At 64.5% G+C, this 25,434-nt stretch carries 21 protein-coding genes, 1 rRNA gene, 1 pseudogene and 1 riboswitch; of the genes and pseudogenes, 12 read left to right on the top strand and 11 right to left on the bottom strand.

The features are described from left to right. Positions 1–173: 173 nt before the first annotated feature. Positions 174–1,662 (bottom strand): 16S ribosomal RNA (locus AB7245_RS41360). A gap of 1,134 nt (positions 1,663–2,796) precedes the next feature. Here AB7245_RS41360 and AB7245_RS41365 point away from each other — a divergent pair. The 3 genes and pseudogenes from AB7245_RS41365 to AB7245_RS41375 all read left to right on the top strand — a co-directional run bounded on the left by AB7245_RS41365 (position 2,797) and on the right by AB7245_RS41375 (position 5,560). After that, the gene (locus AB7245_RS41365; RefSeq protein ID WP_085401948.1) at positions 2,797–4,860 is read left to right on the top strand and encodes a M23 family metallopeptidase; all 2,064 of its coding nucleotides are present in this window, start codon (positions 2,797–2,799) and stop codon (positions 4,858–4,860) included. A 95-nt stretch (positions 4,861–4,955) separates the two neighbouring features. Continuing rightward, positions 4,956–5,210: pseudogene (locus tag AB7245_RS41370) on the top strand (hypothetical protein); the annotation flags it as partial. A gap of 83 nt (positions 5,211–5,293) precedes the next feature. Next, positions 5,294–5,560, top strand: coding sequence for a hypothetical protein (locus AB7245_RS41375; RefSeq protein WP_071909352.1), 267 nt, complete (start codon positions 5,294–5,296; stop codon positions 5,558–5,560). A 79-nt stretch (positions 5,561–5,639) separates the two neighbouring features. On the opposite strand, the gene clpB is transcribed toward AB7245_RS41375, so the two are convergent. Next, positions 5,640–8,279, bottom strand: coding sequence for an ATP-dependent chaperone ClpB (gene clpB / locus AB7245_RS41380; protein ID WP_085401946.1), 2,640 nt, complete (start codon positions 8,277–8,279; stop codon positions 5,640–5,642). A gap of 241 nt (positions 8,280–8,520) precedes the next feature. On the opposite strand from clpB, the gene AB7245_RS41385 reads away from it, so the two are divergent. Then, positions 8,521–9,309, top strand: coding sequence for an MOSC domain-containing protein (locus AB7245_RS41385; RefSeq protein ID WP_085401945.1), 789 nt, complete (start codon positions 8,521–8,523; stop codon positions 9,307–9,309). 125 nt (positions 9,310–9,434) lie between these two features. On the opposite strand, the gene AB7245_RS41390 is transcribed toward AB7245_RS41385, so the two are convergent. Further along, positions 9,435–10,121, bottom strand: a complete 687-nt coding sequence (locus AB7245_RS41390) for an NlpC/P60 family protein (RefSeq protein ID WP_063985774.1) — start codon at positions 10,119–10,121, stop codon at positions 9,435–9,437. Between the two features lie 215 nt (positions 10,122–10,336). Between AB7245_RS41390 and AB7245_RS41395 the strand changes: the two genes are divergently transcribed. After that, the gene (locus AB7245_RS41395; protein WP_085401944.1) at positions 10,337–11,200 is read left to right on the top strand and encodes an alpha/beta fold hydrolase; all 864 of its coding nucleotides are present in this window, start codon (positions 10,337–10,339) and stop codon (positions 11,198–11,200) included. Positions 11,201–11,259: 59 nt separating this feature from the next. On the opposite strand, the gene metW is transcribed toward AB7245_RS41395, so the two are convergent. Continuing rightward, positions 11,260–11,922, bottom strand: a complete 663-nt coding sequence (gene metW / locus AB7245_RS41400; protein ID WP_014491669.1) for a methionine biosynthesis protein MetW — start codon at positions 11,920–11,922, stop codon at positions 11,260–11,262. Between the two features lie 15 nt (positions 11,923–11,937). Next, a complete protein-coding gene (gene metX / locus AB7245_RS41405) occupies positions 11,938–13,140 on the bottom strand; it encodes a homoserine O-acetyltransferase MetX (RefSeq protein ID WP_085401943.1) in 1,203 nt (400 codons plus the stop codon). A 91-nt stretch (positions 13,141–13,231) separates the two neighbouring features. Beyond that, positions 13,232–13,311: riboswitch (SAM riboswitch) on the bottom strand. A gap of 204 nt (positions 13,312–13,515) precedes the next feature. Between metX and AB7245_RS41410 the strand changes: the two genes are divergently transcribed. Genes AB7245_RS41410 through AB7245_RS41420 form a run of 3 tightly spaced genes read left to right on the top strand, consistent with a single transcriptional unit; the run spans position 13,516 to position 16,430 of the window. After that, complete coding sequence (locus AB7245_RS41410; RefSeq protein ID WP_085401942.1) at positions 13,516–14,364, top strand: chorismate mutase; 849 nt, start codon at positions 13,516–13,518, stop codon at positions 14,362–14,364. Positions 14,365–14,400: 36 nt separating this feature from the next. Further along, positions 14,401–15,495, top strand: coding sequence for a pyridoxal phosphate-dependent aminotransferase (locus AB7245_RS41415; protein WP_063986730.1), 1,095 nt, complete (start codon positions 14,401–14,403; stop codon positions 15,493–15,495). Continuing rightward, positions 15,492–16,430 carry a prephenate/arogenate dehydrogenase family protein gene (locus AB7245_RS41420; RefSeq protein ID WP_014491665.1) on the top strand — a complete coding sequence of 313 codons (939 nt, stop codon included), beginning with the start codon at positions 15,492–15,494 and terminating at the stop codon, positions 16,428–16,430. Before AB7245_RS41415 ends, AB7245_RS41420 begins: the two co-directional genes overlap by 4 nt. 111 nt (positions 16,431–16,541) lie before the next feature. Here the strand turns inward: AB7245_RS41420 and AB7245_RS41425 are convergent, their stop codons facing one another. Further along, the gene (locus tag AB7245_RS41425; RefSeq protein ID WP_085401941.1) at positions 16,542–17,726 is read right to left on the bottom strand and encodes a DUF2125 domain-containing protein; all 1,185 of its coding nucleotides are present in this window, start codon (positions 17,724–17,726) and stop codon (positions 16,542–16,544) included. A gap of 110 nt (positions 17,727–17,836) precedes the next feature. Between AB7245_RS41425 and AB7245_RS41430 the strand changes: the two genes are divergently transcribed. Further along, a complete protein-coding gene (locus tag AB7245_RS41430; protein ID WP_028147288.1) occupies positions 17,837–18,448 on the top strand; it encodes a gamma-glutamylcyclotransferase in 612 nt (203 codons plus the stop codon). Here AB7245_RS41430 and AB7245_RS41435 read toward each other — a convergent pair. From AB7245_RS41435 to ftsE, 4 genes are all read right to left on the bottom strand, one after another. Continuing rightward, positions 18,445–19,218, bottom strand: a complete 774-nt coding sequence (locus AB7245_RS41435; protein WP_085401940.1) for a lysophospholipid acyltransferase family protein — start codon at positions 19,216–19,218, stop codon at positions 18,445–18,447. The two genes, AB7245_RS41430 and AB7245_RS41435, sit on opposite strands and share 4 nt — an antisense overlap. Positions 19,219–19,229: 11 nt before the next feature. Beyond that, a complete protein-coding gene (locus AB7245_RS41440; protein WP_085401939.1) occupies positions 19,230–19,934 on the bottom strand; it encodes a YdcF family protein in 705 nt (234 codons plus the stop codon). Between the two features lie 72 nt (positions 19,935–20,006). Continuing rightward, positions 20,007–20,975, bottom strand: a complete 969-nt coding sequence (locus AB7245_RS41445; protein ID WP_063985782.1) for a cell division protein FtsX — start codon at positions 20,973–20,975, stop codon at positions 20,007–20,009. Beyond that, a complete protein-coding gene (ftsE, locus tag AB7245_RS41450) occupies positions 20,968–21,627 on the bottom strand; it encodes a cell division ATP-binding protein FtsE (RefSeq protein WP_014491659.1) in 660 nt (219 codons plus the stop codon). The genes AB7245_RS41445 and ftsE overlap by 8 nt, the downstream gene beginning before the upstream one ends. Before the next feature lie 181 nt (positions 21,628–21,808). Between ftsE and AB7245_RS41455 the strand changes: the two genes are divergently transcribed. The 3 genes from AB7245_RS41455 (at position 21,809) to AB7245_RS41465 (ending at position 24,496) form a co-directional block, all read left to right on the top strand. Next, a complete protein-coding gene (locus tag AB7245_RS41455) occupies positions 21,809–22,687 on the top strand; it encodes an MJ0042-type zinc finger domain-containing protein (RefSeq protein ID WP_085401938.1) in 879 nt (292 codons plus the stop codon). A 59-nt stretch (positions 22,688–22,746) separates the two neighbouring features. Next, complete coding sequence (locus tag AB7245_RS41460; RefSeq protein WP_028147294.1) at positions 22,747–23,121, top strand: response regulator; 375 nt, start codon at positions 22,747–22,749, stop codon at positions 23,119–23,121. Between the two features lie 199 nt (positions 23,122–23,320). Further along, positions 23,321–24,496 (top strand): IS481 family transposase, encoded by a 1,176-nt coding sequence (locus AB7245_RS41465; RefSeq protein ID WP_085398134.1) that lies wholly within the window; start codon positions 23,321–23,323, stop codon positions 24,494–24,496. A 32-nt stretch (positions 24,497–24,528) separates the two neighbouring features. Here AB7245_RS41465 and AB7245_RS41470 read toward each other — a convergent pair whose 3' ends face one another. Then, complete coding sequence (locus AB7245_RS41470; RefSeq protein WP_071909343.1) at positions 24,529–25,434, bottom strand: DUF4175 family protein; 906 nt, start codon at positions 25,432–25,434, stop codon at positions 24,529–24,531.

Below are 25,434 nucleotides of genomic sequence, written 5' to 3' on the forward strand. Positions count from 1 at the left end.
TCAAGGACCAGGGATTCTGCAAGCCTGCAGCCCCAGCGCGTGTTCGTCCGCGAAGAAAGAGAAACGAAGACGGCGAAATCCCGCCAATGCAGCTCAACAATCCTGACGATCGTTGGCCACTGATGTTTCTAAAACGGTTCGATAGAAGCAAGCTTCTGAAGAACCATCCTTAGAAAGGAGGTGATCCAGCCGCAGGTTCCCCTACGGCTACCTTGTTACGACTTCACCCCAGTCGCTGACCCTACCGTGGCCGGCTGCCTCCATTGCTGGTTAGCGCACCGTCTTCAGGTAAAACCAACTCCCATGGTGTGACGGGCGGTGTGTACAAGGCCCGGGAACGTATTCACCGTGGCGTGCTGATCCACGATTACTAGCGATTCCAACTTCATGGGCTCGAGTTGCAGAGCCCAATCCGAACTGAGACGGCTTTTTGAGATTTGCGAAGGGTCGCCCCTTAGCATCCCATTGTCACCGCCATTGTAGCACGTGTGTAGCCCAGCCCGTAAGGGCCATGAGGACTTGACGTCATCCCCACCTTCCTCGCGGCTTATCACCGGCAGTCTCCTTAGAGTGCTCAACTAAATGGTAGCAACTAAGGACGGGGGTTGCGCTCGTTGCGGGACTTAACCCAACATCTCACGACACGAGCTGACGACAGCCATGCAGCACCTGTGTTCCAGGCTCCGAAGAGAAGGTCACATCTCTGCGACCGGTCCTGGACATGTCAAGGGCTGGTAAGGTTCTGCGCGTTGCGTCGAATTAAACCACATGCTCCACCGCTTGTGCGGGCCCCCGTCAATTCCTTTGAGTTTTAATCTTGCGACCGTACTCCCCAGGCGGAATGCTTAAAGCGTTAGCTGCGCCACTAGTGAGTAAACCCACTAACGGCTGGCATTCATCGTTTACGGCGTGGACTACCAGGGTATCTAATCCTGTTTGCTCCCCACGCTTTCGTGCCTCAGCGTCAGTATCGGGCCAGTGAGCCGCCTTCGCCACTGGTGTTCTTGCGAATATCTACGAATTTCACCTCTACACTCGCAGTTCCACTCACCTCTCCCGAACTCAAGATCTTCAGTATCAAAGGCAGTTCTGGAGTTGAGCTCCAGGATTTCACCCCTGACTTAAAGACCCGCCTACGCACCCTTTACGCCCAGTGATTCCGAGCAACGCTAGCCCCCTTCGTATTACCGCGGCTGCTGGCACGAAGTTAGCCGGGGCTTATTCTTGCGGTACCGTCATTATCTTCCCGCACAAAAGAGCTTTACAACCCTAGGGCCTTCATCACTCACGCGGCATGGCTGGATCAGGGTTGCCCCCATTGTCCAATATTCCCCACTGCTGCCTCCCGTAGGAGTTTGGGCCGTGTCTCAGTCCCAATGTGGCTGATCATCCTCTCAGACCAGCTACTGATCGTCGCCTTGGTGAGCCATTACCTCACCAACTAGCTAATCAGACGCGGGCCGATCTTTCGGCGATAAATCTTTCCCCGTAAGGGCTTATCCGGTATTAGCACAAGTTTCCCTGTGTTGTTCCGAACCAAAAGGTACGTTCCCACGCGTTACTCACCCGTCTGCCGCTGACGTATTGCTACGCCCGCTCGACTTGCATGTGTTAAGCCTGCCGCCAGCGTTCGCTCTGAGCCAGGATCAAACTCTCAAGTTGGACTTGAACTTTGAACCGGCTGATCACAACGTTTGACGAGGTCCCACCATTATTTCGACAACCGAAGTCGCCGAGCTGCCCGCGATTCACATCGCTGGCAGCGATGGTGTTTCCTTTAAAACGTGTACCGCCGAAGTCTTTCGTCCCCTCTCAGAACTCAAAAGCCGAAGCTCTTCAGTGTCCGAGAGGCGCAAGGACTCCGCCGTCCACGTTTCTCTTTCTTCATCTTCACTTGTCAAACAGCCCGGGACCACGAGGCCCCAACCTTCCAGAGTGGAAGGGTTCCGACACCCTTACCGACGATGAATGAACTCCAATCGACTTACGTCGACTGTTGTGTCACTCAACAAGGTGAGGAGCATCAGTGGCGCGTTCGCTCGCCTCGGTCAGTGACCCGGCGGCGCCGCGCTCAGTGGTCGGGTTATAGGCCCCCCCGCCCGGGATTGTCAACGCCCATTGTCAACAAATCGTCGCACGGTGGATCATCGAAAAAAAATCCCGCGATTCCAGTCAATTAGAAGGGCCGCCAGTGGCCGGATCAAAGCTGCACCGCAAAAAATCTCGAAAAAAGTTTGCCCGCCGGCCGGCTCCGGAGGGGGCTTTGGACGCCTCTCCAGGCACCCTCCCCCTGCGTCCTTCCAGACGCCCCCGGGGCCGGACAGGCGGAGGCCCATCCAGGCCGGACCGAGCCCTCGTCCATGGCAGACGAGCCCCATCCAAGGCTGGACCGAGCTCCACCCCAGGCCAAACCTAGTCCCCCGGACCCGGCCAGACGGGCTTCTTGCGCCCGGCCGTTCAGGAAACTTTTTCCATATTAGGCGCCGTACTAGAGCCACAATCCCGCGGCGTTCTGGTACAGACAAGCTTGAATCGCGGGATGCCAGTGGGGGCTGCCGGCGATTTTCATGGGGTCAGAGGAAGGCATCTTGCAGATGACGCGGCCTTCCTTCGACATTCGAGAGACATCGAGAGACCTTTACCCGTCCAGCTGTTCGTAATTTCGGCCGGCCCCATCGAGGGCCTTCTGAGCGCGGGCGCCTGTGCGGCTTGCCTTTTCCGGCGATCCCCCTTCAAGAGGGCGGCCAGGAAGGGTTCGAAAGCAGGCATCTTGGGTCGTTGATTGGGGGACTTGGTTTGAACCACAGGACGTCGCGCGGCGCTTACGGGCGTGAGACCGGGATCATCGATCTCGGCCACGAGCCGCCGCTGTCCGTCGATGGTTCCGAGGCCGCCGTCATCGATCGCCGCCGCGTTTCCGTGCAATGGTTCAGCGGGACAATTCTGACCGGACTCTGCGGCGCAGCCCTGATCGGCGGCGCCGTTTTCGCTTCTCTCGACGGTGAGATGACCTTCGCCAAGGTGCCTGAGCGCGTCGAAGGCGCGCTGCGCGGCGCATTCGGCGCGGCCGATCGCGCCGCCACGCTGCACAAGAGCGACCGCCTGCCGCCGCCGAACGAATCCACGGCCTCGCGCAACATCGTGCGCGTCTCCACCGTCGCCCGCGTCGGCAACCGCGACGTGATGCGAGTGCGCCCGTTCGTCCGGATCGCCGGCAATCTGTCGATGACGACGAGCGATCTGTCGGCGAAAATCCCGCCGTTCAACGCCCAGCGCCTGCTCACCGATGTCGGCTCCGATCCGAAGACCGCGGCGGAAGATCCGAACAATCCCGAAGCCGTCGAGCCCGATGCCGAAGTCTCCTTCGTCACCAAGGACCTGTCGCCGGTGCTGCCGAAGGCCAAGATTTCCGCCGTGGTGGCGCTCGACGACATCCTGATGCGGGTGCGCGACGCCGCCAACTGGCGCGGCAATGGCGGGGTGCGCTACGCCTCGCTCGCCAATGCCACCGCCGACGTCTCCGGCGCGACCGGCCCCTCCGACATGAAGATGGCCTACGCCACCGAAGCGTCGGCGTCCGATCCCTATGCCGGCTTCGAGACGCGCGTGGTGCCGGAAAACGTCACGCTGCTGCCGAAGACCAAGGAGCAGATCACCGGCGGCAATCCCAACGGCGAACGCGTCCACGTGGTCAAGAAGGGCGACAGCGTCGGCTCCGTCCTGCGCGATCTCGGCGCGACGGCCGAGGAGATCAAGGCGATCACCGCGACGCTCGGTCCGCGCGGCCGCGACGGCGGCCTGAAGGAAGGCGAAAAGCTCCGCATCCTGATGGCGCCCGCAAGCCCCGGCGCCCGCCTCCAACCCTATCGCGTCGTGGTTGCAAACGACACCATGGTCGAGGCGATCGCGGCGCTGTCCGATCTCGGCAAATACGTCGCGGTCGACGTCTCCAGCATGAACACCGTCGCCGATGCCGCGGCCAGCGCCAACAGCGACGACGATGACGACGATGACGGCACCGGCGTGCGGCTCTACCAGAGCATCTACGAGACCGCGATGCGCAACAAAGTCCCGATGCCGGTCATCGAGGACATGATCAAGATCTACTCCTACGACGTCGATTTCCAGCGCAAGGTCGCGCCGGGCGATTCATTCGACGTGTTCTACGCCGGCGAAGAAGAGGGCACGACGTCGAACGAAAAGAACGACGTGCTGTTCGCCTCCCTCACGGTCGGCGGCGAGACCAAGAAATACTACCGCTACCAGAGCCCCGACGACGGCGTCGTCGACTACTATGACGAGACCGGCAAGAGCGCGAAAAAATTCCTGGTCAGGAAGCCCGTCAACAACGCGATCATGCGCTCCGGCTTCGGCGGCCGCCGCCATCCGATCCTGGGCTATGTGAAGATGCACACCGGCGTTGACTGGGCCACCTCCTACGGCACGCCGATCTTCGCTTCCGGCAACGGCGTGCTCGAGAAGGTCGGCCCCGAAGGCGGCTACGGCAAATATATCCGCATCAAGCACTCCAACGGCTACGAGACCGCCTACGGCCACATGTCGGCCTTCGCCAAGGGCATGGAGATCGGCAAGAAGGTGCGGCAGGGTCAGGTGATCGGCTTCGTCGGTTCGACCGGCCAGTCGACCGGCCCTCACGTCCACTACGAAATCCTGGTCAACGGCCGCTTCGTCGATCCGCTGCGCGTGAAACTGCCGCGCGGCCGTTCGCTGGAAGGCACGGTGCTCGCGGGCTTCGAGAAGGAACGCGACCGGCTCGACGCCATGATGAGCGGCCGCAACGGCGCCATCGCCCGCATTTCGGACGCAACCGGCGGCCCGTTGCAGGTCACCAACCGCTGATCCCTAACCGGCCGAAATCGACCGGACATCTCTGGAAAACATGATCTGGATGCGACGTCGTTTCACGGCGTTACAACGTCAAGTTTCGTTTGCCAAAGCGGCATCAAGGCATCGCGCGCGGGAGCGACGGCAGGCTGATCGTGGCGGAAGTGGGCGCCAGGCGACTAATCGAGATCGCGCCGGACAGCGGCAAGGTCACCGAGATCGCTGCCAATCTTCCGATCGGGCTGATGGGCGCACCCGGGGGCCTGCCCAGCAACATCCCGACTGGCGTCGCCATCGGCGCCTCCGGCGTCATCTACTTCTCCTCCGATATCGAGAACGCGATCTACAAGGTCACCAGGAAGTAGCGCGGAGGAAACCAGCCCGGTGGAACCGGCACACGCGTTTCCCGGTTAAATGCTGACGGAAGCCGACCAACAGGAGGATCCCCATGCGGCGCCTCTCACGCGACGATGTCGTCAAGACCGTGGATCGAGCCGACGAAGTCACCATCGCCCAGATCATCGGAACCGGCGCGACGGTCGAGGAACTCGCCGAAGCCCAGGCCTGGCTCGCCAATGACGAGCCGATGATCAATGATTTGCGCCCGCTGGCGCACGGACGCGTGCGCGAGCTTGTCGACATCCTGTCGGAGCTCGATGAGGACAGCGACGAGCAAGGTCCAGCCGAACCCGGCTCAACATCCGCGGTCAACTAGAGCGAACCTCGTCAAAGCAATTCGCCCCGGAGAGTTGGCCTCTCCGGGGCGATTTTTCGTTTTGCAGTGAGCGCGACGATCAGTTCAATTTCCGCTTCGACACCGGCGCCTCGAACTGGGCGATCTCCGCGGTCTGCGGCGCGTTGCCGTTGAAGGTCAGCACGTTGCCTGCGGCGGAGATCGCGACCGTGTCGCCGTCCCTGATATCGCCAGCCAGAATCATTTCGGCGAGCGGATCCTGCACGTAGCGCTGGACCACCCGCTTCAGCGGCCTTGCGCCGTAGGCGGGATCCCAGCCTTTGGCAGCGAGCCAGTCGCGGCCGGCGGCATCGAGCGTCAGCACGATCTTGCGATCGGTCAGGAGCTTTTGCAGCCGGGCGAACTGGATCTCGACGATCCGGCCCATCTCGCTCCTCTGCAGGCGGTGGAACAGGATGATCTCGTCGACACGGTTCAGGAACTCGGGCCGGAAATGCCCACGCACCATTCCCATCACCTGTTCACGCACCGCTGAGGTGTCTTCGCCCTCCGGTTGATTCACCAAATACTCCGAACCGAGGTTCGAGGTCATGATGATCAGCGTGTTGCGGAAATCGACGGTGCGACCCTGGCCATCGGTCAGGCGGCCGTCGTCGAGCACCTGCAACAGGACGTTGAAGACGTCAGGATGCGCCTTCTCGATCTCGTCGAACAGCACCACCTGATAGGGCCGGCGCCGCACCGCTTCGGTGAGCGCGCCGCCCTCGTCATAGCCGACATAGCCGGGAGGCGCACCGATCAGCCGCGAGACCGAGTGCTTCTCCATGTACTCGGACATGTCGAGGCGGACCATCGCGGTCTCGTCGTTGAACAGGTACTCCGCCAGCGCCTTGGTCAGCTCGGTCTTGCCGACGCCGGTCGGCCCCAGGAACATGAACGAGCCGGTCGGCCGGTTCGGGTCCTGCAGGCCCGCACGCGAGCGGCGCACGGCGGTCGCGACCGCACGCACGGCCTCGGCCTGGCCGACGACGCGCTTGCCGAGCTGCTCCTCCATCTTCAGGAGCTTCTCCTTCTCGCCCTCCAGCATCTTGTCGACGGGCACGCCGGTCCAGCGCGACACCACCTGCGCGATGTGGTTGGCGGTGACCGCCTCCTCCATCATATCGCCGGAGCCCTCACGCGCCTCGATGTCCGCGAGCTGCTTCTCGAGCTGCGGGATCCGGCCATAGGCCAGCTCGCCGGCCTTCTGGAATTCGCCGCGTCGCTGTGCGTCGGCGAGATCGACACGCAGCGCGTCCAGCTCTGACTTCAGCTTCTGGGCGTTGGAGAGCTTGTTCTTCTCCGCGCTCCAGCGCGACGTCAGGGCCGCGGATTTCTCTTCGAGTTCGATGAGCTCCTTCTGAAGCCCCTCGAGACGGGTCTTGGAGCCGAGATCGCTCTCCTTCTTGAGAGCTTCCTGCTCGATCTTGAGCCGGATGATCTCGCGGTCGAGCGAATCCAGCTCTTCCGGCTTGGAATCGACCTGCATCTTCAGCCGCGCGGCCGCCTCGTCCATGAGGTCGATCGCCTTGTCCGGCAGGAAGCGGTCGGTGATGTAGCGGTTGGACAGCGTCGTCGCCGCCACGAGCGCGGAATCGGTGATCCGCACGCCATGGTGCTGCTCGTACTTATCTTTCAACCCGCGGAGGATCGAGATGGTGTCCTCGACGGAGGGCTCGCTGACGAAGATCGGCTGGAAGCGCCGCGCCAGCGCCGCATCCTTTTCGACGTGCTTGCGGTACTCGTCGAGCGTGGTGGCGCCGATGCAGTGCAGCTCGCCGCGCGCGAGCGCGGGCTTGAGCAGGTTGGATGCGTCCATCGCGCCGTCACCCTTGCCGGCGCCGATCAGCGTATGCATCTCGTCGATGAACAGGATGAAATTGCCCTCGCTCGCGGTGACTTCCTGGAGCACGGCCTTCAGCCGCTCCTCGAACTCGCCGCGGTACTTCGCACCCGCAATCAGCGCGCCGAGATCGAGCGAGAGCAGCTTCTTGTCCTGGAGGGTCTCGGGCACGTCGCCGTTGACGATGCGCAGCGCGAGGCCCTCGGCGATGGCGGTCTTGCCGACGCCGGGCTCACCGATCAGCACGGGATTGTTCTTGGTCCGGCGCGACAGCACCTGGATGGTGCGGCGGATCTCCTCGTCGCGGCCGATGACCGGGTCGAGCTTGCCGTCGCGCGCAGCCTGGGTCAGGTCGCGGGCATATTTCTTCAGCGCGTCATAGGCGTTCTCGGCGGTCGCGGAGTCCGCCGTGCGGCCCTTGCGCAGCGCCTCGATCGCAGCATTGAGATTTTGCGGGGTGACGCCGCCCTTGGCCAGGATCGTGCCGGCCTCGCTGGTCTTTTCCAGCGCAAGGCCGAGCAGCAGCCGCTCGACGGTGACAAAGCTGTCGCCGGCCTTCTCGCCGGCCTTTTCGGCGGCGTCGAAAGTGCGGGCGAGCTCGGGCGCCAGATAGATCTGGCCGGCGCCGCCGCCGGAGACCTTCGGCACCTTGTTGAGGGCGTCCTCGGTCGCCTTCAGGATGGCGCGGGAATTGCCGCCGGCGCGGTCGATCAGCCCGGCAGCGAGGCCCTCATTGTCGTCCAGCAGAACCTTCAGGACGTGCAGGGTCGAAAACTGCTGATGCCCCTCGCGTACCGCAAGCGATTGCGCGGACTGAACGAAGCCCCTGGAGCGTTCGGTGTACTTGTCGATGTTCATGTCTTTTCTTTCCCTCGGCCTGCCCCTGGAGCCCTCTAAGGCACTCCAAACGGCATCTTCATTGGGTTTCCGCTGGACGCGTTGACGTTCCTCAACCGGCAGCGGTCGTTATCAGCCGGCGCTGGCGCCGGCCTGACCCAGATGTGGGAAGCTTGGCCTCGGATCGGAAGAGGCGCGTTCACAATTTCGTGCACGGGTCCGCCTGCTTGGCGCCAGCAGGTCGAATCCCTTAAGTAGCGACATGACAGCCAGCCAGACCGCCGAAATCACCGGCCTTTACCGTTACCCGATCAAAGGCCTGACGCCGGAATCCCTGCCCCGGGTCCCCCTGCGGACCGGCCAGACCCTGCCCGCCGACCGCCGCTACGCCATCGAGAACGGACCGAGCGGCTTCGATCCGGAGGCGCCGGCCTGGAAGCCGAAAATCCAGTTCCTGATGTTGGCACGCAATGAGCGGCTGGCGTCCCTCGACAGCCGGTTCGAGGACGCGACCAACCGCCTGACCATCCGCAAGGACGGCCAGATCGTCGCCAGCGGGAACCTCGAGACCACTGCCGGGCGCGCCGCCATCGAGGATTATTTCACGGAGAATTTTCAGCCGGAGCTGAAGGGCCCGCCAAAAGTTCTGTCCGGCCGCGACCACAGCTTTTCCGACGTCGCCCGCAAGGTCGTGTCGATCATCAACCTCGGCAGTGTCCGGGCGATCGAGACCATGCTCGGCGGCGCCGCAGTCAATCCGCTGCGCTTCCGCGCCAATCTCTACGTGAAGGGCTGGCCGGCCTGGTCCGAGCTCGAGCTCGTCGGCGAGACGCTGGCGATCGGCGAGGCCCGGCTCAAGGTGGTCAAGCGCATCGTCCGCTGCCCGGCGGTCAACGTCGATCCCAAGACCGCGCAGCGCGATCTCGAGATACCGCCGACGCTGTCGCGCAATCTCGGCCACATGGATTGCGGCATCTATGCCGAGGTCATCGCCGATGGCGAGATCGGCGTCGGTGACGCGATCGCGGTGGAAGCGCCGAAGCTGGTGTGAGCCGTCCGCCGCTGCCGTAGTGTGGGCAAAGCGAAAGCGTGCCCACCACTCCGGTCCATCTAACTCCGTTGCACCGCCGGTGGGCACGACGCTTGCGCGCCTTTGCCCACCCTACGGCTCCGTCGTCAGTTCGGCATCACATACGCATAGATCCGGCCGCGCGAGACCGGCGCCTCGCGAACACGATTGCCGTTGTTGCCGGAAATCATGATCGGATTGCCCTGCGCGTCCACGCCGGTGATGATGCCGACATGGCCGCCCCGGCGACCGCGCGACATGACCGCGATGGCGCCGACCTGCGGACCGGAGACACGCGTGCCGTAGCGCGCGAACGAGCTCGCCATGTCGGAGCCGGTGCCCTGATGGCCGGTGTGCTGCAGCACCATGTTCATGAAGCGCGCGCACCACAGGCTGCCGCGCCCGGTCGGATTGCCGCCGATATAGCGACGCGCCTCGGACACGAGGCCGGATCCGCCGCCGAAGCCGCCACCGCTATTGGCCATTCCAGGATTGGTCATTCCGTTGTTGGCCATGCCGCCGACATTGGCGTTCGGATTGTAGCTCGCCTGGGTGTCGGCGAAGCCGCTCGCCTGCAACTGCGCCGCGCCGCGCTCGAAGCGCGAGCTGCGGGCATGGTGGCGATAATGACGGTAATGATGATGTCTGGCGTGATGCACGTAAGCGTGCCGCTCTGCGCTATGACGATGATGCGGCCGCGCTGAGGCCGGAGAAACGAACGCGGCAACCGCCGCGAAGAAAATCGCCAGCGCGACAACACAACGCGACAGGCGAGACGCAAACAACTCCAACATACTTCATCCTTCTTGACACCCCACTTCCCCAATCGGCCCGTGCGATGGCCGGCATCCGTCTGGCCGTTAAGCCGCCGGATGTGGCGAGAAAAAGACGCCACGCCCGCGAATAGCTGCGATGATTTTGTGCCGGTGCTGGCTTGAGGCTGCCGCATTGCGGACAACAACGTTAACTGCAATTCTCCAAAGGCGGCTTGAAGAGAGGGAAACAGTTAATGCCCCACGCCACGACCAGAGACGACGTCCGCATCTATTTCGAAGAAGCGGGTCAGGGAACGCCGATTATTTTTCTGCATGAGTTCGCGGCCGACTACACCAATTGGGAGCCGCAGATGCGCTACTTCTCGCGCAGCCATCGCTGCATCACCTATTCCGCGCGCGGCTACACGCCGTCGGACGTGCCTGATGGCGAGGTCTACACCTACAAGCATTTCTACACCGACGCGCTCGCGGTACTCGATCATCTCAAGATCGAGCGCGCGCATCTCGTCGGCCTGTCGATGGGCGCCTATTCGTCACTCCAGATCGGGTTGAACGCGCCGCAGCGCGCGCTGTCGATGACGCTGGCCGGCGTGGGCTCAGGATCGGAGATCGAGAATCTCGACAACTGGCGCAAGCAGTGCCGCGCCAACGCCGAGCAGTTCGAGACGCTCGGCTCCGCCGAGGTCGCAAAGGTCACGCGCGAGGCGCCGAGCCGGATTCCCTTCCTGGTCAAGGATCCGCGCGGCCATGCCGATTTCTACGCCGCACTGGCGCGCCACGATGCCAAGGGCTCCGCGAACACGATGCGCGGCTTCCAGGGCGGCAGGCCATCGATCTTTGCGATGACCGACGCGATCAGAGGCGTAGCGACACCGGCGCTGATCATCTGCGGCGACGAAGACGATCCCTGCGTCGGAGCAAGCCTGTTCCTGAAGAAGCACCTGCCCGCGGCGGGCCTCGCGATGTTTCCGAAATCCGGCCACGTGCTCAATCTCGAAGAGCCCGCGCTGTTCAACGAGAGCGTGGAGCGGTTCGTGACGCTGGTGGAAGCCGGGCGCTGGCCGGTGCGCGATCCGCGGTCGCTGGCGGCGCATTAGACTGCCAGCCGCTGTCATTCCGGGATGCGCCGACAGGCGCAGGCCCGGAATGACGGCAGCTACTTCCCCTGCCCGCGCGTGAGCAAGAACACACCCTGCTCGCCGAACATGTTCCACACCCACCACGGCAACCGCAGCCGCAATGGACGGCCGTAGAGATCCAGCGCCTCGGCGCGCTCCATCTTGACGTCGATCGCGTCGCAGAGCTCGACGAAATCCTTGATGGTGCAGAAATGGATGTTGGCGGTGTCGTACCAGGTCGCCGGCAGATTCTCGGTGCGCGGCATGTGGCCGCCGACCAGGAGCTGGAGCCGCATCTTCCAGAAGCCGAAATTCGGGAACGACACGATGGCGCGGCGGCCGATGCGCAGCAGATTCTCCAGCACGACCCGCGGCTGCCGCGTCGCCTGCAGCGTCTGCGACAGGATGACGTAATCGAAGGCGTCGTCGGGATAATTGACGAGATCGGTGTCGGCATCGCCCTGCACCACCGCGAGGCCCTTGGCGACGCAGCGATTGACGCCCTCGCGCGACAGCTCGATGCCGCGCCCGTCGATGCCGCGGGTCTCCAGAAGCTGGAGCAAATCGCCCTCGCCGCAGCCGACGTCGAGCACTTTCGAGCCGGGCTTGACCATCTCGGCGACCAGCAGATGATCGGCGCGAAACTGGCCTGACTGCTCCGTCGCAACGCCGCCCAGCGGCAGCACTTCCTGCACAGACATCGCTAGCCGTCCTTGTCAGTCAATCCTGCCGGTGAGCCCGCGCGCCTTCCCTGCCGATTGCAGGAAAGCACGGGCGATATCGAAGAATTCTGGCACGTCGAGCAGGAAGGCGTCATGGCCGCGATCGGTCTCGATCTCGGCGAACGACACCCGCGCGCTCGACGCGTTCAGCGCATGCACCAGTGCGCGCGATTCCGCGGTCGGGAACAGCCAGTCGCTGGTGAAGGAGACCACGCAGAAGCGCGTCTCGATGCCCGCGAACGCCTTCGCCAGCACGCCGCCATGGTCGCCGGCGATGTCGAAATAGTCCATCGCACGGGTCAGATAGAGATAGGAGTTGGCGTCGAACCGCTCGACGAAGGACGAGCCCTGGTAGCGCAGATAGCTCTCGACCTGGAAGTCGGCGTCGAACGAGAACGTCGGCAGCTCGCGGTCCTGCATGCGGCGGCCGAACTTGCGATGCAGCGCGGCGTCGGAGAGATAAGTGATGTGCGCGGCCATCCGTGCCACCGCAAGTCCGCGATGCGGATGGATGCCCTGATCCGTGTAGCGGCCGTTGTGCCAGTCGGGATCGGCCATCACGGCCTGGCGGCCGAGCTCGTGGAAGGCGATGTTCTGCGCCGAGTGCCGTGTCGAACAGGCAATCGCCAGCGCGGAGTACACGCGCTTGGGATAGGCCGCGGTCCATTGCAGCACCTGCATGCCGCCCATCGAGCCGCCGACCACCGCGAACAACGTGTCGATGCCGAGCCGGTCGATCAGCATCGCCTGCGCGCGCACCATGTCGGGAATGGTGATGACGGGGAAATCCAGGCCCCACACCTTGCCGGTCGCGGGATTGATCGAGGCCGGCCCGGTCGAGCCCATGCAGCCGCCGATCACGTTGGCGCAAATGATGAAGTAGTGCTGAGGATCAAGAGGTCGGCCGGGACCGACCAGCGTCTCCCACCAACCCGACTTGCCGGTGACGGGATGCACGTTGGCGACATGCTGATCGCCGGTCAGCGCATGGCAGATCAGCACCGCGTTGGAGCGATCAGCGTTGAGCTCGCCATAGGTCTGGTAGGCGATCTGGAACGGGGTGAGATCGATGCCGCAATCGAGCCGCAGCGGCTGCTCGGCGCCGAACTGCGCGACCTGCGAATTCGGATGATCCGCCTCATGCGACCGGTCGTCGGCACTGATCGCGGGACTCGGCACAGACTTGACGCCACCCATCTCTGACATCGCCCTCGTTTGCGATCAGACGTTCGATCGCAGTGACATCAGGCCATGAAAAACCCGGCCTGAACGATAGGTTCGGCCGGGATCGAAAGGGTCCCCGGCCTGTTTAGCGAGTTTTTTAACGTGGCTGCAAGCCGGCCGGCTCAAATGACCACGGAACAGGCAAAACCTACTGTCTTGGGCGGTTTTCGTCAAGTCGCGGTCCGGATTAGCCAAATTCGTCTCTGTCACATCAGCCCAAAAGGACGTCATTTCTCTTTGCTTTCGCCGCCCCGACTGCCTAATCAGGATATCGATCGCAGCGGATCCGAACCTACCAGCTTGCCTGGCCGATCCGCATTGGAACGCCTCTCAACAGTCCAGTCAGATATGTCCCACCGTCCGCCCGCGCCACCATCGCTCCAGGAATTGCGCAAGGAGATCGACGCGATCGACGAGGGCATGCATCGTCTCCTGATGCAGCGCGGCGACATCATCGACCGCCTGATCCAGGTAAAGCAGACCCAGGAGGTCGGCTCGGCGTTCCGCCCGGCGCGCGAGGCCGCCATGATGCGTGACATCGTCCAGCGTCATCGCGGCATCCTGCCGCTCGACACGGTCGAGAGCATCTGGCGCGTCATCATCTCGACGTTCACTTACGTCCAAGCGCCGTTCTCCGTGCATGCCGACATCTCGGTGAGCGAGCCGGCGATGCGCGATTCCGTGCGCTTCCATTTCGGCTTCACGGTGCCTTACGTCGCGCATTTCAGCGCGCAGGCCGCGGTCGAAGCGGTGGCGAAGTCCAAGGGCGATCTGGCGCTGGTCTCGGCGACCTCGAGCCGCACGCCATGGTGGCTGGAGCTGGAAGCGGACGGCGCACCGAAGATCATCGCGCGGATGCCCTTCGTCGAGCGCGCCGACCATCCGGCCGCGCTGCCGGTGTTCGCGATCTCCCGCGTCGCCGACAGCGCCGTGGTGACGGAGGTCGAGACCTTCAGCGTGCGCGTGTCCGGGTGGAACGCCGAGGTCGCGCGGGCGCTGTCGCCGCTCGCCGAGATCGTGGCAGTGCCCGATACCGCCTTCGACGGCGCAGCGCTGCTGGTCTCGGTCACGAGCGCGACCAGCATCGACAAGATCAAGGCTGCCCTGATCGAAGCGGGGGCCTCGGTGCGCTCCACGGCCCTCGTCGGCAGCCACGCAACGCGCTATACGGTGCCCTCGACCGGGTCGAAATCGTAGATCGCGAACCGCCTAAAGCTACTTCCGGAGTTGAAGATGTCCCGCCCCGTGCCGAATCCCGGCATTCTCGATATTGCGCCCTACACGCCCGGCAAGAGCCCGGTGGCTGAGCCGGGCCGCAAGGTGTTCAAGCTCTCGGCCAACGAGACGCCGTTCGGGCCCTCGCCCAAGGCGATCGAGGCGTTCAGGAACGTGGCGGCGCATCTGGAAGACTATCCGGAAGGAACCTCGCGCGTGCTGCGCGAAGCGATCGGGCGCTCTTTCGGGCTCGACCCCAACCGCATCATCTGCGGCGCCGGCTCGGACGAGATCCTCAATCTGCTCGCCCACACCTATCTCAGCCACGGCGACGAGGCGATCTCGACCACGCACGGCTTCCTGGTCTACCCGATCGCGACCATGGCGGTCGGCGCCAAGAACGTGGTCGCGCAGGAGACCAACCTCACCTGCAATGTCGACGCCATCCTCAAGGCGGTGACGCCGAAGACAAAGCTGGTCTGGCTCGCCAATCCCAACAATCCGACCGGCACCTATGTGCCGTTCGACGAGGTCAAGCGGCTGCGCGCCGGCCTGCCGTCGCACGTGCTGCTGGTGCTCGATGCCGCCTATTCCGATTACGTCTCGCGCAACGACTACGAGATGGGGATCGAGCTCGTCGCCACCACCGAGAACACCGTGGTGACGCACACCTTCTCCAAGATCCACGGCCTCGCCGCGCTGCGCGTCGGCTGGATGTTCGGTCCGGAGCACATCATCGACGCGGTCAACCGCATCCGCGGTCCCTTCAACGTGTCGACACCGGCGATGTATGCCGCGGTCGCAGCGATCGAGGACACTGCGCACCAGGCGATGTCGAAGCAGTTCACCGAGACCTGGCGCAACTGGCTCTCCGAGGAGATCGGCAAGCTCGGACTGAAGGTGACGCCCGGCGTCGCCAATTTCGTGCTGATCCACTTCCCGGAAAATGGCAAGACCGCGGACGAGGCCGACGCGTATCTTACCAAGCGCGGGCTGGTGTTGCGCGCGCTGAAGAACTACCGCCTGCCGCATTCGCTGCGCATGACCATCGGCACCGAGGAGGCCAACCGCCTCGTCGTCGAGGGCCTGCGCGACTTCATGGCCGGCAAATGAGCACCACACCGCACTTCCAGCGCGTTGCGCTGATCGGCTTCGGCCTGATCGGCGGCTCGATCGCGCGCGCTGCGAAGCTCCAGGGCTTGGCCTCCGAGATCGTCACCACCGCGCGCTCGGAGAAGACGCGCGCGCGGGTGCTGGAGCTCGGCATCGTCGACCAGGTCGTGGCGACCAATGCGGAAGCGGTGAAGGATGCCGATCTCGTCATCCTCTGCATTCCCGTCGGCGCCTGCGGGCCGGTGGCGCAGGAGATCGCTGCGCATCTCAAGCCGGGCGCGATCGTCTCCGACGTCGGCTCGGTCAAGGGCGCGATCGTCAGGGACATGGCGCCGCATCTGCCGAAGACCATTCATTTCGTGCCCGCGCATCCCGTCGCCGGCACCGAGCATTCGGGTCCCGATTCCGGTTTCGCCGAGCTCTTCATCAACCGCTGGTGCATCCTGACGCCGCCGGAAGGCGTCGATGCGGCGGCCACCGATCGTCTGCGCGCGTTCTGGGCGGCGATGGGCGCCAAGGTCGAGATCATGACGCCGGATCATCATGATCTCGTGCTCGCGATCACCAGCCACCTGCCGCATCTGATCGCCTACACCATCGTCGGCACCGCCGACGAGCTGGCGCAGGTGACGGAGTCCGAGGTCATCAAGTTCTCGGCCGGCGGCTTCCGCGACTTCACCCGCATCGCAGCGTCCGACCCGACGATGTGGCGCGACGTCTTCCTCGCCAACAAGGAAGCCGTGCTGGAGATGCTCGGCACCTTCACCGAGGATCTCGCCAAGCTCACCCGCGCGATCCGGCGCGGCGACGGCGAGGCGCTGTTCGACCACTTCACGCGCACGCGCGCCATCCGCCGCGGCATCGTCGAGATCGGCCAGGATTCGGCAGCGCCGGATTTCGGCCGGCCGCATGCGCAGCTCGGCAAGAAGCCGTAGCACCCCTCTCGCCTTCGTCATTGCGAGGAGCGTAGCGACGAAGCAATCCAGACTGTTTCCGAAGAGGAAGAGAAAGTCTGGATTGCTTCGCTTCGCTCGCAATGACGGGGATCAATACAGCGGCGGGATCTGCCCGACCTTGACCGGGCCGAGCAGCACGGCACCGTCGACGAACTTCAGCGGGAAGCTCCTCGCCTTCTTGCCTTCAAGCGTGCTCTCGGTGCCGATCGAATTGATGCCGGCCGCAACGCCGGCATTGGCGTTCTGCTTGATGACCTTGCCGAGGCCGGGAACGGCGCGGTCGAGGGCGCCGAACAGATTGTTGAGGTCCTGCGACTTCACGCCCGGCGCAACGCGGTCGAGGGTTGCCTGCGGCACCCCCTCCTCCAGCATCTTCTCGATGCCGAGCGCCGGGATCACGCGCTCGAGGCCGGTCACGGTCATCTGCAATTCGCCGTCGAGTCGGCCATTGGCCGAGAGGCCGAGCGTGCCGGCCGCAACCGCGATCATCTCGCCCTGCTGGACGCGCGACTGCACGATCTCGATGTGACCGCCGGCGGCCTGGATCTCGCGGAAGCGTTGCGGCCACGGCTTTGGGGTGAGGTCGGAGAGGCCCGTGATCTTCGCACGCGTATCCGCCTCGAACGGCTCGGCGAGCAAGGGATGAACGCCCTGGATGCTGCCCTGCGCGACGTGCAGCACGGTCTCGATCACAGGATGATCCGACCGCGACCCGTCTGCGAGGCGACCGTGCAGCTCGACCTGCTTGGCGCGCGCGAGCGGCACCTGCACGCTGCCGTCGAGACGATTGATGACGGGATCGTCGAACACGATGGAGGCGCGATCCGGCACCGCCGGCAGGCCGAACACGCTGCTGCGGCCCTTGCTCCAATTCACCACGAAGGTGTTTTGCGTGACGCCGTCGGTGAGCGTCGCCGGCGCGGAGAATTCGGCGATGACGCGCTTGGGATCGTAGACCTGGGCGACGACCAGGATGTTGTCGAGCTTCGCCGTGAACGGCGTCTTGCTGGCGTTCTGCGACACCAGGGCGACGCTGGCGCCGGAGCACTGGACCTCGAAGCGGAACGGGAAGCCGGCGATCGAGCGCTTGGCGCAATCATAGATGCGGCCGGACTTGGCCTCCTGCGCCCGCCAGGCGTCTGCGGCGATTTCGGCCTGCGAGGCCGCATAGAACCAGAAACAGCTCCACGCGACGGCGAGGATCAGGAGGATAATGGGGGCGATGAAAAGGCCCCAACGGGGGCGGCGGCCTGTGGCAACGGTCATATCTGACATGCGGCGACCCTTTGACCCCAGATTTTGTCAAATGTAAGCGGGGTTCGGCCGCGCCGAAAGGCCGAGAATTCGCTTCGCTTGGGGGCGTCGTTCTGGTAGCCGTGCCCGAAATGTCGGAAATCACCCTCCCCTCCGTCACCACAGCCAAGGGCGACCTCTGGGTGTTCGGCTATGGCTCGCTCATGTGGCGGCCGGGCTTCGAATTCAGGGAACGCGTCCCGGCGCGGCTGGTCGGCGAGCACCGCGCGCTGTGCGTCTATTCCTTCGTGCATCGCGGCACGCCGGAGCAGCCGGGCCTGGTGCTCGGGCTCGACCGCGGCGGCGCCTGCCGCGGCATTGCTTTTCGCGTCGCCGAGAAGGACCGCGCCGACGTCGTCGCCTATCTGCGGGCGCGCGAGCAGGTCACCTCCGTCTATCGCGAGGTGATGCGCTCGGTGTGGCTTGAGAACGATGCGCGACAGCGCGTCTCCGCGCTCGCCTATGTCGTCGATCGCGGCCACGTCCAGTATGCCGGCCGGCTGTCGCTCGCCGACCAGCATCGCCATGTCGTCCAGGGTCATGGCCAGTCCGGCGCCAACCGCGACTACGTGACGGCAACGGTGAAGGCGATCGAGGCCGAAGGTTTTCGCGACACGCAATTGCATCAGCTCGCGACCATGCTGCACGGTGATGCGCATTCGCTGCACGCGCCGGCTCCCGCAGAAGATCGAGAGAACCGCTAGCTCTGCGACGGCGCGTAGCTCGGCGACGAGCCGATCAACTGCTCCTGCTCTTTCCGGCCCGCTTCGACGAGGCGGCCGGTCGCGTCTTCGATGGCGGTTTGCACGCGCGAGAGAAACTCGTCTTTCGGAAGGCCTGATGGCAGCGGATCGAGGAACTCGACCACCAGCGTGCCGGGATAGCGCATGAAGGTGCGGCGCGGCCAGAACAGGCCGGAATTGAGCGCGATCGGCAGGCACCGCACGCCGCAGGACGAATAGATCTGCGCAAAGCCGGTCTTGTAATCGGGCGCGGCGCCGGGCGCCCGGCGTGTGCCTTCCGGAAAGATCACGAGCTGCCCGCCTGCGCGCACCGCGTCGCGCGCCCGCCGCGTCATGTCCAGCAGCGCCTTCACGCCGGCCTTGCGGTCGATCGCGATCATTCCGGTCTTGACCAGGAACTGGCCGAAGACCGGGATCTGCATGAGCTGACGCTTGAGGATGAAGATCGGACGGTTGAAGAAGCCCGGCAGCACGAACGTCTCCCAGAACGACTGATGCTTCGCCGCGATCACCAGTGGCCCTGCCGGAATCTTCTCCAGCCCACGGAATTCGACCTTGATGTTGCAGATCACGCGCATCAGGAACAGCGTCGCCTTCGCCCACCATTGCGCGATCGTCAGCATGGCGCGCGGCGGCAATGCGAAGGTCGGCAGCGCCACGATCGCGAGGCATACGAGCACGGCGTAGAACAGCACGTTGAACAGGAGCGAGCGCAGGAAAATCAAAAACATCGATGGTCCGATCAATTGGCCTGTGCCGTGGCGGGCCGCTTCGGCGCCACGCCAGCAGGCTGCTCCGACATCTCGGGGGAAAGGTCAATCCCGAAATCCTCCAGCCGCACCCTCAGCTCGGCGGCGATGTACTTGACGTATTCGGACAAGAGCAGCCGCAAGGTGGAGGCCGAGGTCCACCACGGCTCCTCACGCCATTTTTCGCCGACCACCGCGAACGGGATCAGCGTGGTCTCGGGCATCGCATGCGAGAACTCCACCAGCGCGCGCGGCATGTGATAGTTCGAGGTGACGACGATCAGCGATCTGAAGCCGCGCCCCTCGGCCCAGCGCCGCGCTTCCGCCGCGTTGCCGCGGGTCGAGACCGCAGTGCGGTCGAGATCGACACAGCAATGCATGAAGGACTGGTTCTCCGGCAGCGTCCGGGAAATGTCGCTCGCCGTCGAGGTCGGGTGCACGCCGGAGATCAGGAGCCGCTTGCCGTAGCCGGCCGCCAGGAGCTCCATCGCATCCGACACCCGCGAGGAGCCGCCGGTCAGGACCACGATGCCGTCCGCCTTGCGGTCCGGCGCGATCTCGGCGCCGCGCAATTGCGCCAGGAAGGCGATGAAGCCCGCCGCCGCGCCGACGAAGACGAACGCGATCGTCGATACCAATGCCGCGCGCAGCCAGCCGCGCGGCAATTTCGGCGATCGATCGTCGGTCGGCAAGGTCATATGATGTCGGTGATCCCTTCCCCGGATGATTTTAGGACGTTTTGAGGCGAAGTGGAGTCCGGTTTATCGGGCTCAATCGACATCATTCAGCGTCGCGAACAGCGTCTGGCGCGAAGCAACCGCGGTGATGGCGCCGATCAGCACCGCCTGCACCGCGAGCACGATGTAGCCCGACGGCCGCAGCGAAAAGGTGCCGAGCAGAGCTGCGAACTGGTCGCCGACGGGGGTCCCGGAAAACCAGCCGGCGATCGACTCGGAGAAGCCGAACACCAGCATGGCGGCGCCGCCGCCGATCACGCCACCCTCCAGGCCCAGCCTGAGGAAGTGACGCAGGAAGCGGTTGGCGATGTAACGGTCGCCGGCACCGACGAAATGCAGGACCTCGACGATCGGTTGGTTCGCCGCCATGGCGCCGCGGGTCGCGAACGAGACCGAGATGATGGTCGCGATGATGACGAGGGCGAGGATACCGATGCCGGCGAGCACGGTGGCGTTGGTCATCGAGCGCATCCGCTCGATCCAGGCGCGGTGATCGTCGACGCTGGCGCTTGGGGCGGCCTGGGTCACGCGCGCGCGCAAGGCGCCGAGATCGAGCGGCGTGCCGGGCTGCACGCGCGCGATGATCATCCGCGGCACCGGCAAATCGTCCATCGACAGGCCGGTGCCGAGCCAGGGCTCGAGCAGCTTGCCGCTCTCGTCCTTGGTGAACGGCTTGACCTCGATGATGCCGGCCTGCGCGCGGATGGCCTCCGTCACTGCCGCCGTGTCGCGATCGAGATCGCGGCCGGTCTGCGGGCGGACCTGGATGGTGATTTCGCTTGCAACGTCCGACTGCCATTCCGCGGCGGAGGCACTGACGAGCAGCACCGTGCCCGTGGTCATCGAGGCGAGGAAGGTCATGATGGCGACGACGGCAACCAGCGCGCGGCCGTGGATCGAGGCGCGCGGCACGATCGGCGACATGTTGCGCGCCTTGGGCGGAAGCTGCGGACGCTCCTGTCCGAGATCTACCAGCACGCCGCGGTCGTCGGGCCTACTCATAGACGTGCAGCCGCCCCTGGTGCAGCACGAAGCGTCGCGCCTCGTACTGGTCCATCAGGCCGATGTCGTGGGTGGCGATGATGACGGCGGTGCCTGATTTGTTGAGCTCGATGAACAGCCTCAGCAGCCGGCGGCCGAGCGTCGGATCGACGCTGCCGGTCGGCTCGTCGGCGAGCAGGAGTTGCGGCCGCGAGATCACGGCGCGCGCGATCGCCGCGCGCTGCTTCTCGCCGCCGGACAGGATCGGCGGCAGCGCGTCCATGCGGTCACCGAGGCCGACCCAGCGCAACAGGTCGATCACCTCCTTGCGATAGCTCGACTCGCTGCGGCCCATGACGCGGAACGGCAAGGCGACGTTCTCATAGGTCGTCATGTGGTCGAGCAGGCGGAAGTCCTGGAGCACGATTCCGATGCGCTTGCGCAAATCCGCGATCTCGTCCTTGCCGAGCTGCGAGATGTCGTGGCCGAACAGGTTGACGAGGCCGCGCGTCGGCCGGTGCGACAGGAACAGCAAACGCAGCAGCGAGGTCTTGCCGGCGCCGGACGGGCCGGTGAGAAACTGGAAGGAATGCGCCGGAATCTCGAAACTGAGGTCGCGCAGAATCTCCGGCCCCAGTCCGTAACGCAATCCGACATTTTCGAACCGAACCAAGCTCAGCTCCGTTCGAGAGGGGGCGCGGGCCGCGCTGCTGCGCTCCGCCACACGCGATCAACGGGTTTTGCGACCGTTATGGTTTCCGGTTCGTTAACGGTCGCTCTGTAGCATCTGGGATGCCCGGTTCTCCGCGACCGAAGCATCGTCAAGACCAGTCCGTGCATCAAGGCTCGTGTCCATGCATATCGTCTGCCCCCATTGTACGACATCCTACGCCATCAAGCCCGCGAGCCTGGGGGCGAACGGACGAACGGTCCGCTGCTCCCGCTGCAAGGAGACCTGGGTCGCCTATGCCGAGGATGCCATCGAGGAGGCGTCCGTCCCGGCCATGGCGGCCGCCAGCCAGGCCGACGACCAGTCCGACCTCGCCGATCAGTGGAACTCCTACGCCAGGGACGACGGCGCCGCTGACACGCCTGTCGTCGACAGCCCCTCGATCGCCAGCGACTGGCCGGCCGAGGACGCCCAGGCGACCGAGGACGAATGGTCAGCGGCGGCCCGCGCCGCCGAGGATGACGTCGTCGGCGCGCAGCACCAGTCTTGGTTCCGCAGCCTGTTCAGCCGCCGCGGGGCGCGGGTGAGGCGTCAGGCCCCCACCGAGGCTCCGCGAAAATCCCATTTCGGTCTGCCGACCGCCTGCGCCGCCATGGGCGCGCTGGTGCTGGCGCTGGTCATCTGGCGCGGCGACATGGTCCGACTGCTGCCGCAGACGGCGGCGTTCTACAAGATGGTCGGACTCGAAGTTAATTTGCGCGGGCTGGCGTTCAAGGACGTCAAGCTCTCCAGCGAGACCGTGGACGGTAAGCAGGTGCTGGTGATCGAGGGCGTGATCGTGGGTCAAAGCAAGAAGCCGCTCGATATCCCGCGGCTGCGCTTTGCGGTGCGCGACGCGCAGGGAGCGGAAATCTACGCCTGGAACACCGTGCTGGAGCAGACCGTGCTGCAGCCGGGTGAGCGCGCCTTCTTCCGCTCGCGCCTGGCCTCGCCGCCGCCGGAGGGTCGCAATATCGACGTTCGCTTCTTCAACCGGCGCGACATTGCCGGCGGCAGCGTATAATCGATTTTGCATATCCCGCACGGGAGGCTGGTCCCAAGATTGGTCTCAAGGTTGGTCTCATGCCGAAAATCCTGATCGCCGACGACGAGGACTCGATGCGCCAGCTGGTTGCGCGCGCTATCGCCATGGACGGCCACGAGACCGTCACCGCGCAGGACGGCGCCGAGGCGCTGGAAATCCTGACCCGCGAGAACGGCGCGTTCGATCTCCTGCTCACCGACATCCAGATGCCGGTGATGGACGGCATCGCGCTGGCGCTCTCCGCCGCGCGCGATTTCCCCGACCTGACCATTTTGCTGATGACCGGCTTTGCCGACCAGCGCGAGCGCGCCTCGAATTTGAATGCGCTGGTGCATGACGTCGTGACCAAGCCGTTCTCGGTGGCCGACATCCGTACGGCGGTCGCGGACGCGCTGGCAGCGAAGAAGGCGTAGCGGCACGGCGTATTCCGCTGTCATGCCCCGGCCTTGACCGGGGCATCCAGTACGCCGCGGCCTCTCATTCAATCACAACCGTTTCTGGAATACTGGATCGCCCGCCTGCTGTTTAGCCCGGACAGATCACTGACGGGTGTTCGGAGACATAGCTGACACATCAACATTGGCTGGATTGGTCCGATTCGGGAGGCCGTCCATGCCTTGGAGCGAGGTGTCAGTGATGGATCAGCGCCACGAGTTTGTGCGGCTGGCTTTGCAGGAGGGCGCCAACCGGCGCGAACTGTGCCGTCGGTTCAACATCAGTCCTGACGTCGGCTACAAGTGGCTGGCGCGCTGGCAGGCCGGCGATCGGGAGCTGGCCGACTGTTCCCGGCGCCCGCATGCGATGCCCAAGCGGAGTGAGGCTGCGGTCGAGGCAGAAGTCCTGGCTGTACGCGACAAGCATCCGGCTTGGGGAGCACGGAAGATTGCCCATTGCCTGAAGCGGGGCGGGCAGACGGTGCCTGTGCCATCAACGGTGCACCAGATCCTGTGTCGGAACGACCGGATCAAACCGAGTGAGAATGCGCCGCCCAATCCGGGCCACCGGTTCGAGAAGGAAGCTCCCAACCTGCTGTGGCAGATGGACTTCAAGGGTCACCTGCCGCTCGCCAATGGGACGCGGTGCCATCCGCTAACGATCGTCGACGATCACTCGCGCTACGTGCTGTGCCTGAAGGCATGTGCCGACGAGCAGCGCCTCACCGTGCAGAATCACCTGTCGACGACGTTCCGCTGCTATGGCCTGCCGGAGGCCTTCTACACCGACAATGGCTCACCCTGGGGCGATACGTCCGGCATTCGTTGGACCGGACTGAAGGTGTGGCTGCTCAAGCTTGGCGTCAGGGTGGTGCACGCAAGGCCATGCCACCCACAGGCCCGCGGCAAGAACGAACGCTTCCATCGCACCCTGAAGGCCGAGGTGTTTGCAATGCGCCGCTTCCGAACTCTCCCGGAAGTCCAGCGCGCCTTCGACGCCTGGCGGCCGGTCTACAATCTGGAGCGGCCTCACCAAGGCCTCGATATGCAGGTCCCTGCCGATCGCTTCCGGCCAAGTGCTCGCCCCATGCCGGCCCGCGTTCCGAACGTCGAATACGACAGCGGCGAGATCGTGCGCAGGGTCTCATCGACAAGACCCTACATCTCCTTCAAGGGACACTTCTGGAAAGTTCCCCAGGCCTTCGCCCGCGAACGCCTTGCCATCCGGCCGCTGGATCGTGACGGCCACTACGGAATCTTCTTCGCCAGCTGGCAGGTCGCATCGATCGACTTGACCAATGGCCAACCTGTCAGTGATGTGTCCGAACAGGTGTCAGCCATGTCTCCGGGCTAAACACTGCGCGGGCGATGACACCGAGTGTGACGTCAAAAATCCTTCAGCAGACGCTCGAGGTAATCGAGCTCGATCTGCGGACGCGCGGGATCGCTCAGGCGGCGGCGGAGCTCTTCGAGGATGCGGCGCGCGCGCTGGGCATCGATCTCGCCGGGAATCTTGACCGTGTAGTCGTCGCTGTATTCCTTGCCGCGCAGTGGCCGGCCCAGCGGGTCGGTCCGTTCGCCGCCGCTCTGCTGGCGGCCGACAGCCTGACCGGGGCCGTCACCGTCGCCCGGATCCTGGCCTTCGCCGTTCTGCTGCCCGCCGAGCGCGTCGGCGAGATCCTGCATGCCCTTGCGCAGGGCGTCGATGGCCTTGCCCTGCGATGCCGTCGCACCGTCGGCATCGCCCTCGCCGATCTGATTGCCGGCATCTCCCATGGCGTTCTCGGCGGCGTCGAAGCCGTCATCGCCATCCTGGTCGCCGTCCTGACCCTGACCTTGGCCCTGCTGACCTTGTTGGCCCTGCTGCCCCGGCTGTTTCTGCCCGCGCTGGCCTTTCTGGCCATCCTGCTGCAAGCCCATCTCGGCGAGCTTCTTCTTGAGGGCCTCCAGCCGCTTCTTCAATTGCTCCTGCCGGCCCTGCGTATCCTGCGACCCTTCGCGCGACGCCGAGGGATCGTTCGGATCGGGATAGAGATACTTCTCCATGTCCCGGATCGCCCGGGACTGCTGGCCAATGCTCTCGTCCGAGTTCTTGTCCTTCAGGTTGTCGGCGGATTGCTTCATCGACCGCTCGGCGCTGTCGAGCAGTGCATCCAGACTCTTTTGGTCGGCGCGCGACGACTGGGCGAGGCCAATCGAAGCCGTGGAACAGGACAGCATAAGCACGAGACAAGCCGTGGCGAGCCTTCCGCGCGCGACCTTGCCGTTCTGCCAGATTGAGGTGTGTTTCAT

It is taken from the genome of Bradyrhizobium sp. 604_D8_N2_3, from assembly GCF_051810765.1.
In the GTDB taxonomy this organism is placed as follows: domain Bacteria; phylum Pseudomonadota; class Alphaproteobacteria; order Rhizobiales; family Xanthobacteraceae; genus Bradyrhizobium; species Bradyrhizobium barranii.